Annotated in this window: 14 protein-coding genes and 2 pseudogenes; 10 read left to right on the forward strand and 6 right to left on the reverse strand. The window is 35.1% G+C overall.

Annotated features, from left to right (window positions below):
- Positions 1–67: 67 nt before the first annotated feature.
- A pseudogene (locus ACNSTQ_RS22505) lies at positions 68–444 on the reverse strand (HTH domain-containing protein); the annotation flags it as partial.
- A gap of 20 nt (positions 445–464) precedes the next feature.
- Here ACNSTQ_RS22505 and ACNSTQ_RS22510 point away from each other — a divergent pair.
- Positions 465–821 (forward strand): annotated as a pseudogene (locus tag ACNSTQ_RS22510) (recombinase family protein); the annotation flags it as partial.
- Positions 822–1,581: 760 nt separating this feature from the next.
- On the opposite strand, the gene ACNSTQ_RS22515 reads toward ACNSTQ_RS22510, so the two are convergent.
- Positions 1,582–2,589: a YecA family protein gene (locus ACNSTQ_RS22515; RefSeq protein ID WP_418201986.1), complete on the reverse strand. Its 1,008-nt coding sequence runs from the start codon at positions 2,587–2,589 to the stop codon at positions 1,582–1,584.
- Between the two features lie 690 nt (positions 2,590–3,279).
- Here ACNSTQ_RS22515 and ACNSTQ_RS22520 point away from each other — a divergent pair.
- Positions 3,280–3,762 carry a helix-turn-helix domain-containing protein gene (locus ACNSTQ_RS22520; protein ID WP_418201987.1) on the forward strand — a complete coding sequence of 161 codons (483 nt, stop codon included), beginning with the start codon at positions 3,280–3,282 and terminating at the stop codon, positions 3,760–3,762.
- Positions 3,763–4,115: 353 nt separating this feature from the next.
- Here ACNSTQ_RS22520 and ACNSTQ_RS22525 read toward each other — a convergent pair whose 3' ends face one another.
- Both ACNSTQ_RS22525 and ACNSTQ_RS22530 read right to left on the reverse strand, forming a co-directional pair.
- Positions 4,116–4,565 carry a hypothetical protein gene (locus ACNSTQ_RS22525; protein WP_418201988.1) on the reverse strand — a complete coding sequence of 150 codons (450 nt, stop codon included), beginning with the start codon at positions 4,563–4,565 and terminating at the stop codon, positions 4,116–4,118.
- A 110-nt stretch (positions 4,566–4,675) separates the two neighbouring features.
- Positions 4,676–5,326, reverse strand: a complete 651-nt coding sequence (locus ACNSTQ_RS22530; protein WP_418201989.1) for a restriction endonuclease — start codon at positions 5,324–5,326, stop codon at positions 4,676–4,678.
- 105 nt (positions 5,327–5,431) lie between these two features.
- On the opposite strand from ACNSTQ_RS22530, the gene ACNSTQ_RS22535 reads away from it, so the two are divergent.
- Entirely contained in the window at positions 5,432–5,836 is a 405-nt protein-coding gene (locus ACNSTQ_RS22535) for a hypothetical protein (protein WP_418201990.1), read from the forward strand.
- On the opposite strand, the gene ACNSTQ_RS22540 is transcribed toward ACNSTQ_RS22535, so the two are convergent.
- Positions 5,794–6,126, reverse strand: coding sequence for a YolD-like family protein (locus ACNSTQ_RS22540; RefSeq protein ID WP_418201991.1), 333 nt, complete (start codon positions 6,124–6,126; stop codon positions 5,794–5,796). The two genes, ACNSTQ_RS22535 and ACNSTQ_RS22540, sit on opposite strands and share 43 nt — an antisense overlap.
- Positions 6,127–6,307: 181 nt before the next feature.
- Here ACNSTQ_RS22540 and ACNSTQ_RS22545 point away from each other — a divergent pair, with 181 nt between their 5' ends.
- The 7 genes from ACNSTQ_RS22545 (at position 6,308) to ACNSTQ_RS22575 (ending at position 11,264) form a co-directional block, all read left to right on the forward strand.
- On the forward strand, positions 6,308–7,849 hold the full coding sequence (locus tag ACNSTQ_RS22545; protein ID WP_418201992.1) for a hypothetical protein: 1,542 nt from the start codon (positions 6,308–6,310) through the stop codon (positions 7,847–7,849).
- A 63-nt stretch (positions 7,850–7,912) separates the two neighbouring features.
- Positions 7,913–8,098 (forward strand): hypothetical protein, encoded by a 186-nt coding sequence (locus ACNSTQ_RS22550; RefSeq protein ID WP_418201993.1) that lies wholly within the window; start codon positions 7,913–7,915, stop codon positions 8,096–8,098.
- A 228-nt stretch (positions 8,099–8,326) separates the two neighbouring features.
- Positions 8,327–8,890 (forward strand): HNH endonuclease domain-containing protein, encoded by a 564-nt coding sequence (locus ACNSTQ_RS22555; protein WP_418201994.1) that lies wholly within the window; start codon positions 8,327–8,329, stop codon positions 8,888–8,890.
- 729 nt (positions 8,891–9,619) lie between these two features.
- Positions 9,620–9,856: a helix-turn-helix domain-containing protein gene (locus ACNSTQ_RS22560; RefSeq protein WP_418201995.1), complete on the forward strand. Its 237-nt coding sequence runs from the start codon at positions 9,620–9,622 to the stop codon at positions 9,854–9,856.
- Positions 9,857–10,281: 425 nt separating this feature from the next.
- A complete protein-coding gene (locus ACNSTQ_RS22565; protein ID WP_418201996.1) occupies positions 10,282–10,455 on the forward strand; it encodes a hypothetical protein in 174 nt (57 codons plus the stop codon).
- 29 nt (positions 10,456–10,484) lie between these two features.
- Entirely contained in the window at positions 10,485–10,994 is a 510-nt protein-coding gene (locus tag ACNSTQ_RS22570) for a hypothetical protein (RefSeq protein WP_418201997.1), read from the forward strand.
- 72 nt (positions 10,995–11,066) lie between these two features.
- Positions 11,067–11,264, forward strand: a complete 198-nt coding sequence (locus ACNSTQ_RS22575; protein WP_418201998.1) for a hypothetical protein — start codon at positions 11,067–11,069, stop codon at positions 11,262–11,264.
- Positions 11,265–12,219: 955 nt separating this feature from the next.
- Here the strand turns inward: ACNSTQ_RS22575 and ACNSTQ_RS22580 are convergent.
- Complete coding sequence (locus tag ACNSTQ_RS22580) at positions 12,220–12,864, reverse strand: cell wall hydrolase (RefSeq protein ID WP_418201999.1); 645 nt, start codon at positions 12,862–12,864, stop codon at positions 12,220–12,222.
- Between the last annotated feature and the right edge of the window lie 684 nt (positions 12,865–13,548).

A 13,548-nucleotide genomic window follows, 5' to 3' on the forward strand; every position in this document is an offset into this window, starting at 1 on the left:
AATAGATACTTTTGTTCAGCTGAAATGGTTATTTCTTCCCCTTTATCCTCCTTTCGGCTAAATCGAGCTTTTTTAACAATTCATTCTCGGCTTTCAGTAGGTTAATTTGAGCTTGAAGTCGAGCGTTCTTTTCCTCTAAAGAGAGTTCCCCTTCACGTGGTCGTCCTGAATTTCCTTTACGTGTATCTTCTAAACCATCTATTCCACACGCTTGATAGGCAGCACGCCACCGTTTTGAGGCTGATTTTATTCGTTCAATACCGACAATCTCTGTATCAAATCCACATTCTTCAAAAATCATTCTCGGTAATTTGCCGTTCTCATTTTCTGCGATAAAATGACGTTTGAATTCATTTGTGTTATCCCTTTGGAACTAATAGATTTTACATACGGATTCTTTGACAACAAAGATCTCTCTTTTTCTGTAAATATCTTTTTACTCATTTTGCGCTTCCCCAATCCTCCGCTCAACAGTAGACGCAATAAACACAGTAAAGAAGCTATTCGAGAAAGGCGTAAAAGTACACGTATTAAACATGGGGCTAGTGGAGGACACGCCTACTGGTAGACTAGTATTTAATGTTATGAGCGCCTTTGCAGAGTTTGAAAGAGATATGATAGTAGAGCGCACACAGGAAGGCAAGGCAATAGCTAAGCAGCGTGAAGACTTTCGAGAAGGTAGACCGAATAAGTATAGTAAAAAGCAGATAGAGCATGCGCTAAAGCTATTAGAAACGCAATCCTATAAACAAGTAGAAGAGGTAACAGGTATAAGTAAAAGCACGCTTATAAGAGCTAAAAGGAAGCTAGTAAGTAAATAGTAATGTAAAGGCTACAGGGCGCTAAATAGGCGCTCTTTTTGTATGCCTATATACCTTTATACACGCCTGCATATAGGCTTATACGTGTTTTTATGCGCTTATATATGCGGCACTATATGACACTGTATAGGGCGCATCAGTACGCTATAGGCGAGCTAGGGGAACAAGGGGCAGCTGCTAGTAGGGGAAATAATCTTGTATTTGTTTACAGGGCGCTAGGTATTACGACAGTAAAGTCTATGTAAATTACTAGAGAAAATAGGGCGCTATAGGACGGTACAAGACTACGCATACTTATACATACACTTACCTAATACCTAATGTATTACATTATTTTAGATACCTGCTGCGCTTGTTAGTGAAGTTAAAAGAGCAGGAGCAGTGAAAAGAATAACGAAAGCAGAATGTTATTGAAAGCTCTTTTCCTTCTGTTTAGGCGCTCTTTCTTTAATCGTTAAAGATTTGTACTAACTTGCGTAAAAGATTGAATACAGAGGAAATATAAGTGCCACAAGCTGCAAAAAAAGCCGTAACCCCCCAAGCCCTATAGCACGCCCTCTACGACTACCGGCCACAAATTACGCAATATATTTTTTAACTCAAGGGGTAAAAAAAGAGCGCATATGCTAATCGGCAGTAAGACGCCTAACATATACGCCAAATGGTTTCTTAAACTAACGCACCCATTAACTGAATAAGAATAATAAACCGCAGTACTAATTCTTTAAAAATTTAACGAAGTAAAGTTATTCAAAGTACATTATAAAACAAACATAGACTTTCTTTTTTCCTCTGAATTTAGCAAATACTTAACAGGAGAAAATTGACTATAGCCTGTATGTTTAGAATGAATTTCTATATTAACACAAGATGGGTCTAATTCTACTGTAATAGCATTGTAGTCATAGTTATAGTAGAATTTGTATCCTTTATGTGTAACATCTGGGAAGTTATTCTTAAACTTATCGTTATATTTAGGTTTAAAATAATTAATTAATGCAGCCTCTGTAATATTAATAATTTGGTTATCTACAAATAACGGAGGTGCTGATAAGACTTTCTTAAAATGTTGCAGATCTTCTTCTTCCGTAACTTGAAAATCATTTCGCCCATCCATCGAAGTAATTAAGCGTGGTGTGAACTCCCACAAAGTAATTGCTATTTCGGAGTTTATGTCCTCATATGAAATATCAGCCATTACCCTTTGAAGAGTTTCATGGGATTTTAACCTATTTAATGCGTCTCGATCACCCTTTTTTCCGTATGATTGTCCAACATATAATACCTCACAATTCAGCTGTGCGGTAGAAAAAGCTGAATATAGCCATAGTATGTCTGCTTTAAGCCCTCCACCACATCCATCTTTCATAAGTAAAATTTTGTCACCTTCAAACTCATATGCAACAGCATTATCGTTTAATGGTATCTTAATTGTTTCAATTTTATCTATTATAGTTACTCCATGTTTTATTTGAACTTCGACATGAGTATCAAGCACTTTTATGCTGTTTTCTACAAAACTTAATCTTTTAATTTTATTTATCATATATATATGAAACGCAGAATTTGATACTTCGACAGTTTCTAATAATTTTGGGTAGACAATGGAAACTTGCGAGGAATACGTATGAAGTGCAAACTCACTCATATATTTTCTAGGTATTCCGTTATTGGCTTGTGTTGAAGCATATTTAGGATCGTTTATACAACAGTTTTTAAACTTTTTCCCTGATTTACATGGACATTTCTCATTTCTTCCTATGTTCATTTTTCTCCTCTTTCTTTTATACATTATCTTTCATTAAACGCCTCGTTAGTTGAATAACTGAATATTACCATATTTTCCTTATAAAAAGAACGCATATGCTAAGCGGCAGTAGGACGCCCAACATATACGCCATAACGGAATTAGATTTGTACGTAAGATAACGCACATAGGGAGAATGTAAAGCGCTCTTAATTGGTATGTGCGGTATTTTTTTGCTGCAATATAACCGAACTAAGACACAGCGAGCGCCTATTAAATATAAGAGTAGTACATACTTTTCTCACTTTGTCAAATTAGTATAAATACATACTTTGGTAACTTTGTCAAATGGGCGTCCCAACCCCTCATGAGTACTATAAATTTTAGAGTAATAAACTATAAGTTTTATATGTACGTACCCTATTTATTATAGTTGTTTACTCTAAATATTAGTACTAAATAAGAATTACTTAATAAGATTTAGTGTACTAAGAATTACGTTAATAATAATTATATTATTCGAGTTGCTAAAGCAACTGCTAACGCATTAACTTGTATAAAAAATACTAAGTACTGATGAGAAAGAGAAGAAGAGTAATAAAAGAATTATAGCCGTACTATAAAAATTAGAGTACCAAATAATAAATCTTATAGCGCCTATGTATTTGAGTAGTTAACAAAACTGCGACAATTACAATAGGGGGAATAGAGATGAAAAGAAAAGTCTTTGACAAGACGGAGAAAAGGAAAAAAGGATTCATACCTTTTCCACTTGATTTACTACAGTATAGACACCATCCAAACTTTAAGAAGGGCGCAGAGACTTTATATATGCTTATAGCTCATTACTACAATACAGATAAAAAATGCGCATATCCTAGCATGACTTTACTAGCAGCAGACTGCGCAAGTACAGAAAGTACGATAGATAAACATATTAAGTCGCTAGAAGAGCTAGAGCTAATACGAGTAGTACGGAGAAAGAAAGGTAATCTTTATATACCGCTAGAGCCGTTAGAAAGGAAGGAGTTTTTTGAAAAGTATCCAAACGTACAAGCTAGGTACGACAATAGCTATAGGAAAGTAGAAGAGCGCAGGGAACTAAAAGAGCAATATCTAGCAGCGGTAAAGAATGTACACAATGGGGAAGCCGTAGCCGCAGATAAAGATAACGCAAACGAGCCAAAGTGGTAAGAGTGGCGGAAAGTTAGTTCTTTGCCTTGGGAATGTGCATTAAATTAAGGTCTAAACGTTAATCATTGTCCATATATTCGCAATAAAGGAGGTGGATTAATGTCTGAGGTAGTTTGCGATAATTGCGGTGATTATGTCGAGGAAGGAACGCATTACCACGATAGCGGCGAGGAATGTCCACGCTGGGGTAATTGGTATTGTCCGTCTTGCGCAAGTCATTCTGTAGGTGATTGCGATTGTATAAATAATAACGATTTTTTCGAAAATACGTTTAACAGGCGCCCATTTTGAGCGCCCTTTTATAATTCATCCTAAATCTCTTAGCAGTCGATGTATATAGTTAAAAAATAATATTATTTATCTTGTCGAATTACTTTTACCCCAATCTTTTTCCGACGGTTAATTTGTTTTTTGAATTCTCTTTGACTTTCCTCGTTTCCCATTATGGTATTAGACGTAGAAAGCTCATTTCTATTAATAGAACGATAGATGTAATTTATTTTTTTCTTTATGTAGCTTGCAAAGTAGAGCTTGAGTATTACGGGATCACATAAATCCTTGTTTTTTATAAACCATTCAACTAAACGATCTAAATGTATTTCATCTGGCATAAGAAACTTTCCGTTGAGATAGTTAGATGAATTAATGAGAGTGTCAACCGTATTTGTTGCTGACATAATACAACTTGCACCTAATAAATCATAGTGTTCTTTTCCTTTGTATTGAATAGCGTATTTTTTAATCAACTCGATACATATATCCCGACTAGTTTTTATAAACTCTAAATTAGAAGTTGTTAGCAACTTAAATAACCTCCTACTAAACTAATAAACTTAGTATAACGATCTATCAAATGGATATCTAGATATTAAATCGTTAAAAAAGACACTCAATTGTGAGCGTCCTTTCTTCGTCATTGCGTCCGCAACCGTAGCAACACCAACACTCGTTGTACAATCGACAGACCCGTTTGTTTTTCAAATTTCATCATACGTATTAACTCATCTCGATCAATTAGCTTTACACCGTTAGCTTTTGCGAGTTTCTCGGCTGCTGGTGTGAAATATCGGTTAGATACGACTATTGCGTTAGTAGCTTTATACATTGGCTTTGCTGCAACTATTTCCTGTATTGCGGAAACCCCGATATTAGACGAATAGCGCTTCGCTTGAACAACGGTCTTTTTTCCTTTCATATTTCGTAAAACTAAATCCGCTCCAAAGTCACCCGAACCACGAGTAACCTCTACTATATACCCTTGTTTGCGAAAGAGTGGGGCGAGAAAGTGTTCGAATTCATGTCCGTTCATTTTATCAAAATTAGTCGTTCTAAGTGGGCGTTTAGTACTTACAGTTGAAAAAAACTTAAACCTAAATCGAGGTAAATCAAGCTTATGGAATATGTAGCCTAACGATAATAGGCAGATTGTCAAATACACTAGTGCCGCAGATATGTCGTTTGGATTGTCGAATAAACAAGTCAGTGCTGCGATAAAAAATATTCCAGGTGGTACATAATCAGCTAGTAAATTAACTTCTTTAGTCCGCCGTTTTTTACGAGTCATTTACAAATCCTCCACAAATAATTAACTTTATTATCTCCAAAAATTAGGCTAATATTTATTGTGAAGAGTGTTCAATTTAATGAAAATAAAAACGAGGTGTCCCCGATGTTTACGAAATATCCTCAATCCCCCGCGAAAATGACTAAAGCATACCGCCAGTTATACGAAATTGAAACGACCTTACGTTACCTCATCGACAGAACGCTTACCGAAACGATCGGCTCCCATTGGCGAGATTGCGTATATGAAAAGCGAGACTTCGATAAACTGTATTACCACGAACTAATTCCATACTTCGCGAAATACCCTCAACTACAACCTTTCTATGTTGTTACCGATATTCCTAGCTTAGATATTGCGAAAGACTTCTCAATTAATTTCCGCATACAAAAGTTGGTCGATCAAATTGAAAGACAAGCTAAACCGCAGCTTGCATATTCCTTCATCGAACATTATCCCGAATACCGCTACAAAATATTTACCGCGATAATATCCGCAAAAGCTACGTAATACCTCTCGTCAAACTCGTCAACTATCCGAAATTGTTTTCCGTTCATATCAACGTAATGTACTCGACCGACTAACGTCTTATAATATCCGTTTTCCCAATACTTAATAGTTAATGCGTTATTTTCGCTCATAGCATCTCTAATTGTAATTTCGAATTCTTGCCACTCTTGTTCGTCTAATTCAGGTCGTGGTACTTTATCGAGATCGGCGGCCCATTGACGCAACATACCCACATGTTCTGGCAGCATTAGCGCCGTCCATTTGATATTTCCGCGATCTTTAAGTGTCATAATATCGACTCCTTTTTACAAATGTACTACCTTATTATATAAGAATGTATGTTCTGTATCCAAATTCAAAAACCTCTTTTTAAAAATTCAAGGTAATTACTGTAAATGGTATAATATAACTATATTAGTTGATTACACTTTTCCTAATCTTAATTTTTAATTTTAATAAGGGGTTGCAATGGTGAGTAATTCAAAGTTCAGAGAATTCATGAATGTGTTTGAAGAATTTTTAGGAAAGGTTCATCCTGTTGAGCTTGAACATTATAATGCAGAACCAGACCGATATGTAAGAGAAATTGTTCAGTCATTCCATAAAAATTTGTGTAGTGATAAGGAGTTATTTAAGAGTGTTGTTAAACATTATCAGTTTAATGCACAGTTTAGTTATGACCCTGACCTCCCAAAAGTTTTTTCCTCATCGGAATATAAATCAAATGTAAATTTAAAGAACGTGGAGAAAGCCTTTGTAAGACATTGTGAAGAAGTTAGACAAGCGGAAGCAGAAAAAGAAAGAAGAAATAAAAGAAAGAAAAAAGAGCGCCTTCAGAAGTATGCTGAACACGAGAAAAGAAAACAAGAAGGGCTAAATTATTTTGATAAACTGTTCTTAAAAGACTTGGAAGCATTTGAAAAGTTAGAAACGTTAAAAGATATTAAAAAAGAGTACAATCGCCAATTAAAAATATTAACTGGGCATATAAAGGCGGCTTTTTTAACTAATGATTATGCTTCTGAACAAGAAAAGAAAGACAAATTATTTCAAGGTAACCGTGAACTGGAGAAAAAGATATTACATAAACATCAATGGGTTAACGATTTTCAAATTCGGCAGCAAGTGTACCTTGCGGTCAGGTATAAAGTTATTGAACGTCTAAAAGCAATTAATAAGTTTACACCACTTAAAGAGATTATTTTAAATGTCGTTCCAGTTCAAAAAGGGTACCATCATTACGCAAGTAATATAAATAAGGACTTTGTGGATGAATGGGATATTTATTTTACTGACAAGCCAGACGTATCTCGAGCAGTTAATAATAAAGCAAATCGTTTTCTTTATGGGTTAGAAGAATTTAATCGGAAGGATTACATGTTTTTATTTTCCTCTCTTAACCTAACTTCATTTGGCTTCGATCACCTATATCAGGTTGTAGATCATTTTGAAAAATTAATGGAAAAAGGGGAAAACAAAAAAAAGCAGACACTATTGGAAAAATACAGTAATAAATACGACCCGAACCGATCTAATTTTGCCTCACTGTATAAATCTCATGACCTTAATAATGATAACCTAGTATTTTGGAAGTTTCATAAGATGAAACCATTTGAAAATGAAGTAAAAGAGTTAATTAGACTAGCTGAAAACTTGACAAGAGAAGAATTAAAAGTGCCTAAAGTAAATGAGGGGTGGGTAAGTGAAACTAGGTTATATCAGGAAATTAAAAAACATTTCAAGGACAGAAAGGTTATCCAACATGCGCGTTTATCATTTTTAGGAAAGCAACATTTAGATATATTTATCCCTAGCTTAAAAGTGGCAATTGAATACCAAGGATTGCAGCACGACCAACCTGTAGATTTTTTTGGTGGAGAAGAGGGTTTCCAAAAGACTAAAGAACGAGATGAGCGGAAACGTAAACTATGTGAGGAGAATGGTGTAAAAATCATTTATGTACGTGAAGGCTACGATTTAAAGGATATTATCTATGAAATCTGTAATTGTTAGAAAATTTAATACTAACGTTTTTATTTTTGAGGCTAAATAGGAACAAAGGTAGGAGTTGAAAAAATGAACGATTATATAAAAACGTGGCATGACTTAATAATAAACTGTAACTTTGATAATACTTATAAAATGGCATGGGGAAAAGCGTTAGTAGAGTTATCAGTGAACACTAACATTTGTGATGATAATAATGATGTTTTTATGTTTGAGTTCAATGATATTGCGAAGCTATGTCTAAAGTATTATTAGAACCAAACGGTTTTCTTTGACTTAATACAAAGTCCGAACTTAAAGAAACCTCCTGAGATAGTTACTTTTACTAAAAAGCTTATTAAATCTTATTTTGAAAAACAACAAACCGTTCAACCAGTTAGGTTTGAAAAGATTAGTTTTAAGGGTGTAGAATTAACATCGCAGTATGACTTCACCGTAAAAAGTATAGAAAAAACACTAAAACAAGATGTTAGTTGGCGTTTTATGAACCTTAATCGAAATACATACGAAATTTATGAATTAGATCGTAACCAAGGTAAGGTGTTTCTTACAAAAGAGAACCTATTAACGCTTAAAGAGCACAGTGACTTTTTATTTACTGTTATTAATTATAGATGGACTCAAATGTTAGAAGGGTTTAATTATAGCCCACGTATTTCAAGAAAGGTACGAGCAATAGATGAAAACAATATTAAACGAAGCTCCCTAAAAAAGTTTCATAAACACTTAGATTTAATGCTCGTAGACGGTAAACGAAAATGTTTTTATTGCGACGAAGAAATAAGTGAGAATGATATTTCAGTTGACCATGTTATTCCTTGGTCATATATGTTTTCTGATGATCTATGGAATTTAGTATACTGTCATAAAGGGGAAAACTCTGAAAAGTCTAATCGTTTACCAGCCGAAGAGGATATCAAACGTTTAGAGGAAAGAAATATAATTTTACTAAGTAGAATGGAAAATAAATCAAAAGATTATGACCATTTACAAATTGCAGTCGAAAAAGATTACGTTAAGAAGTTTTGGATTTCGTTTAAGGGTTAGTTTAGAATTATTAAACTAATGTTGTAACCTTGAATGTCAAAAGACAGCCTGTTCTTAACGTATATAGAGTTTAACGTACTACCTGCACCACAAAATGGGTCGACTACTTCCCTAGATGATGTTAAAATTAAAGTATAATTACCCGTTAGGTTATAGAGTAAAAGTTAATAGCCTATACTAATTCTAAAGCAAAAAAGCGCTATAGTGTTTGCACCACTATAAACGCTTCCTTAACTTAATTCTTTTTATCAACGAGTAGCAGTTTAATTACGCTTATCATTACACCTAGTATTGCGCAAACTGCTATAACGGTGTTTGTGTCCATCAAGACATGTTCACCTACCTTTCTAAACGCTTATTCGTGTGCCGACGAGTAGGCGTTTTGTTTATGTCCTCATTATACACGAGCAAATCCTCTCAATCTATATCTAGTGTCCTAAAGAACTAAATGTATACTATATATTGTGAAAAATGTCGTCCGTACACCTAATTGTCAAGCGGAAACACTCAAAATAGGGAAAAAAGCTAGTCTTTTTTTGTGTAAGACACCAAGTAAAAGCGTGCTATAAGTACCTATAAGTAAGGGAACTCGTCATTCCCTAGAGCGTCTCATATAAGCGCTATAGACGTTATGCAAAAGCAATACGTCATAAAAAGAGAGAGCCCTAGCGTCTTTCTCTTTTTTTACTTGTATTGTGACGGTATGTACTAGTAAAGGAGAAGGAGCGAATGGAGATCACAGCTATTATGCTGAAAGTCATTAGAGCAGCAGCAGCGCACAGGCAGATAGATACGGCTGAAATGCTAGGCTATTCACTGAGCTACATTTCAAAAGTAGAACGTAAGGAACGCAAGCTAAGCAAACAAGCAACACTGCGTATTATGAACGCTTACGAGTTAGATACAAGGCGTATAGAGCAAGTACGAATAACAGCAGAAGAGTACGAGCAAAAGGGGCTTTTATAATGGAACGCTAACTAATATCTTTAAAAACGATCACAGTAGATAAAGGTGAAGCGTACGCAGCAGGAGCAAGGATATACCGTGTAACCGATAGCGGAAAAGAACTTGTGAAAGTAGCGTCACAGTATATAGAAGCTGAAACGAAGTCAAAAGCGACCATGCTAGCGATTAAGGAACTACTAGAAGAAGTACAAGAAAGCTGCGTAGTATCCTTTCGAGGTATGTACTTAGGCACGAACAGAGACAGAACTTAAGAAGGCTTTTATTAGTAGTATAGTAGCTCAAAAGGGGCTTACAGTAACATGTTTAATAACTCATTAAAAGCAGATCGTAACGAACTATACGAGCTAGCTACAGACGCTATAGAACGTGAAAGTAGCTTAGTAGCTTTTATTTAATTTACACACACACTACAGGGGGCTAACAAAATGAACAACTATATCGAGACTATTAAAGAAAACTTTATGAAAGTTTACGACATAAAAACTACAGCAGCTACTAACATGCGACATTTCCATGTTCTCCCTTACCAAGAGCAAAGAGCAGCTATTAACGCAAACCCCGTAATCTATCTGGTGAAGGGAAACAGCGCAAGCTATTAGAGTTAACCCAAAAATTCGAAGAGGACGTAATGAAGGCTGCTAGCGATATGCAGAAAGCTAAGGACGAGGCTCTAGAAAACGCTCATAAGGCAGCGCAACAAATGCTAGTACAACCGCTAGAAAAGGTAGACGATGTAACCGCAGAAATCTTTAATGAAAAAATGCGAGAGATACAAGCGAGCGTTACGTTTGCAACTAACGTAAAAAGGGCGTTAGAGGCCCTGAGCAGCTTATTAGATACACAAGAGCCGATACTTGCGAAAGAGGCAGCAGAGGCAATTCAAAAGCTAGCAAGCGAAGTAATAGCTTTAGCTAATGAAGACGAAAAGCAGCAAGTAAAGCAGCAGCTAGGGCGTATCCATTCAAAGTTATATGAAAGAGGATTATCAGAAGGGGTGCAAGAGGCAAAAGAAGCTCTAGAGACAGTAAAGGCTATGCGTGAAAGCAACCTAATGCCGCAGGTCGTGATAGACTTCTTAGGTAGTTACAGCAGAACGCTAAAAGAGTATGCAAACAGACCGTATGACTATAATAAATAACGTAGAAAGACAGGCGCAGAGGCTTATATAGCTGCTGCGTCTCTTTTTTTATTACCGATAGGGGAGTAAATAATGAATAACGAAGTATGGACGCTAGACAAAGACTGCCTAGCTGCGTACACAGAAGACAGCAACATAATGCAAAAGGTTAAGCGCAGCTATCCTATGTTTACTGTAATGGCAACGTACCAGAAGGAAGGGCGAGTAATAGCCGTACAATACAAAGTACCGAAAGCGAAGAGAAGAGCAGCACTAAGACTTTTCAGATAATTGTACGAAACTAGACTTACTAGCCGTTTTGAGCGCTATAAAGGTACGGGGGTTATATACCCCTAGCGAATGAGATTGAACGCCTTAAAACGGCTGCTAGGCTCGAAAGCGTACCATATATGCGTGCTTTTTCGTAGGGTTAACCAAATGCGTAGAGAGCTTGCGCCTGATTACTATTACGATGTGTAACTCTAAGCGAATATTACTTTTTTTTCGAATACTTCTATGTTATAATGTAATCGGTCGAAAGTTCGGAAAATGACCGTTACATATGTGCGTTATAAATGAACGTACAATGTCCGTTAAATTAACGTTATCAGCAGGATAGAGCAACGGCCTTCTAAGCCGTCGGTCAGAGGTTCGAATCCTCTAGGGTGCGCCATGTGAATTTTACATATGTACATTACTTAATAACAATACGTAACCCAAATTGGTCTAAGAGGAAAGCCATTTTGGGTTATTTTTATTGTTTTATAATCCTTAAATCTTCCGTAGACTGACAAGTTTGTTGTTAATCAAGTATACGTTTATGAAAAAAAGCTGTCCGGTTCATTCTACAAAAGGCACATCATCAACCTTGAACTATTATCCAGTTCATTACGTCAAGTAAGCCCCCAAGAGAGGATGAGGTTGATAGTCTTGAGTGGAAGTGTGGTGACACATTAAGCTGAGAGAGATACTAATACCGTAGAGGCTAAATTTGTTCTTGTTCTGAACACGGAAGTTAAGCTCAAAAAGCATTCTTTAGAGAATGCTTTTTGTTTTATATTTAATTTCAAATTGAAGTTCTGGCAGGGTGGGACTTAATATTATATATAAATATACGTTCTATATGTGATAGTTTTACAATTCACCAAGAGTTTAAATATCTCACTTTTTTATTTTCTTATAAATGTGTAGATAGATTATTAAAAGCTACTGTTTCGGTTTAAATGGAGTTACCAAATATTAAATATTAATTTTTGAATACATGGGCACCAATGACAATGGTTGTCTCTCTTGTATCCAACCAACGACTTGTAGCAATATCAGGGTTATAGAAGAATAATGAATCTTGGGATATATTTCTCATATCCGTTAAAGCTGCAACTACCGCTTCGATGGACTCTTGATCTGCTGGTTTATTAATTTGTCCGTTGGAAACAGGTTGGAATTGTCTAGGTTGATAAATTACTTCTTTTATTGTATCTGGAAATTGTGGGCTTTCAAGTCTATTTAAGACAACATCAGCAACTGCGACTTTACCTTCGAAAGGTTCTGTTTGAGCTTCGGCTCGTACAATTCTAGCTAATAGATCTAGATCCTTTTTTGATAAATTATATTTGGTAGTATCTGTTATTTCATTTAATTTATTTATTTCATTTTGTGGTTCAGAAGACTTGTTCTTTTGATTGTCTATATGTATATTAATTTGTTGTCCTACAAAAATTAGATCTATATTTTTAACTTGTGGGTTAGCTGCCGCTAATTCTTTTAATGATAAACCGTGTTCCTGCGCAATCATTGACATTGTATCTCCTTTTTCAATCGTATATCCAAAAGCAGGTGTAGCAAAAAGCAGAGCTGCTAGAAATGTTAATAGAAAAAGTAGTTTTTTCATAATATATTTCCCCCTAGTAATTATAGTTTTTTGAAAGCTCGTCTATAACTCTATCCCTATGAAAGTATTGAATAGAATAGTATTACAAAATGTTTACATAGAGATTACAAGGGGTTAAATCTATTCAATTACATAATTAGTATATCTTAATAGCTTCTTTTAAATAGTGTAATATAATACATTATAAATTCTGTGATGTGTCTGGTGTTCATATTGGACTTGTACTAAGTTAAAAGAGTTTTATTATTTCTTCTTGCATTTTTTCTATCTCTGTGATAAATTTATATACCTGTCGCAAAGAACATTTTAAAAAATAAAATGATTGCACAGAATTCCAGTATAGATTTATTATACTTTACTGTTAATTCCTGTACTTTTTATGACTTCTATAAAGTTCTTGCGTACAAGTTATATTGTAATAATATTATATTTGTCGTTGCAACACGAAGTTAGAATGTGAGGAAATGAGCGAACAAGAAACATTCAAAAAAAATGTTGCAGAGAATTAATTATTATGATATAATTAATTTTGTCGTTATCAATCGACAACAAAAAAATTCTTTGAAAACTGAACAAAAAGCCAAGCGAAATAAATGAGATACATGATATCTCGTCAATGTTTTAAAACGTCACAGTGATGAATGAACTTCGATTAAGAACGCAACGTCCTGTTGCAACATCGAA

Origin of the sequence: Alkalihalobacterium sp. APHAB7 (assembly GCF_048323755.1) — a bacterium.
Taxonomy (GTDB): domain Bacteria; phylum Bacillota; class Bacilli; order Bacillales; family Bacillaceae_F; genus Alkalihalobacterium.

Coding starts and splice junctions, on each gene's coding strand:
- ACNSTQ_RS22530 (WP_418201989.1), bottom strand. CDS start 5,326: ATGACTCGTAAAAAACGGCGGACTAAAGAAGTTAATTTACTAGCTGAT.
- ACNSTQ_RS22540 (WP_418201991.1), bottom strand. CDS start 6,126: ATGACACTTAAAGATCGCGGAAATATCAAATGGACGGCGCTAATGCTG.
- ACNSTQ_RS22575 (WP_418201998.1), top strand. CDS start 11,067: ATGAATAACGAAGTATGGACGCTAGACAAAGACTGCCTAGCTGCGTAC.
- ACNSTQ_RS22580 (WP_418201999.1), bottom strand. CDS start 12,864: ATGAAAAAACTACTTTTTCTATTAACATTTCTAGCAGCTCTGCTTTTT.
- ACNSTQ_RS22555 (WP_418201994.1), top strand. CDS start 8,327: ATGAACCTTAATCGAAATACATACGAAATTTATGAATTAGATCGTAAC.
- ACNSTQ_RS22535 (WP_418201990.1), top strand. CDS start 5,432: ATGTTTACGAAATATCCTCAATCCCCCGCGAAAATGACTAAAGCATAC.
- ACNSTQ_RS22560 (WP_418201995.1), top strand. CDS start 9,620: ATGGAGATCACAGCTATTATGCTGAAAGTCATTAGAGCAGCAGCAGCG.
- ACNSTQ_RS22550 (WP_418201993.1), top strand. CDS start 7,913: ATGAACGATTATATAAAAACGTGGCATGACTTAATAATAAACTGTAAC.
- ACNSTQ_RS22520 (WP_418201987.1), top strand. CDS start 3,280: ATGAAAAGAAAAGTCTTTGACAAGACGGAGAAAAGGAAAAAAGGATTC.
- ACNSTQ_RS22570 (WP_418201997.1), top strand. CDS start 10,485: ATGAAGGCTGCTAGCGATATGCAGAAAGCTAAGGACGAGGCTCTAGAA.
- ACNSTQ_RS22565 (WP_418201996.1), top strand. CDS start 10,282: ATGAACAACTATATCGAGACTATTAAAGAAAACTTTATGAAAGTTTAC.
- ACNSTQ_RS22515 (WP_418201986.1), bottom strand. CDS start 2,589: ATGAACATAGGAAGAAATGAGAAATGTCCATGTAAATCAGGGAAAAAG.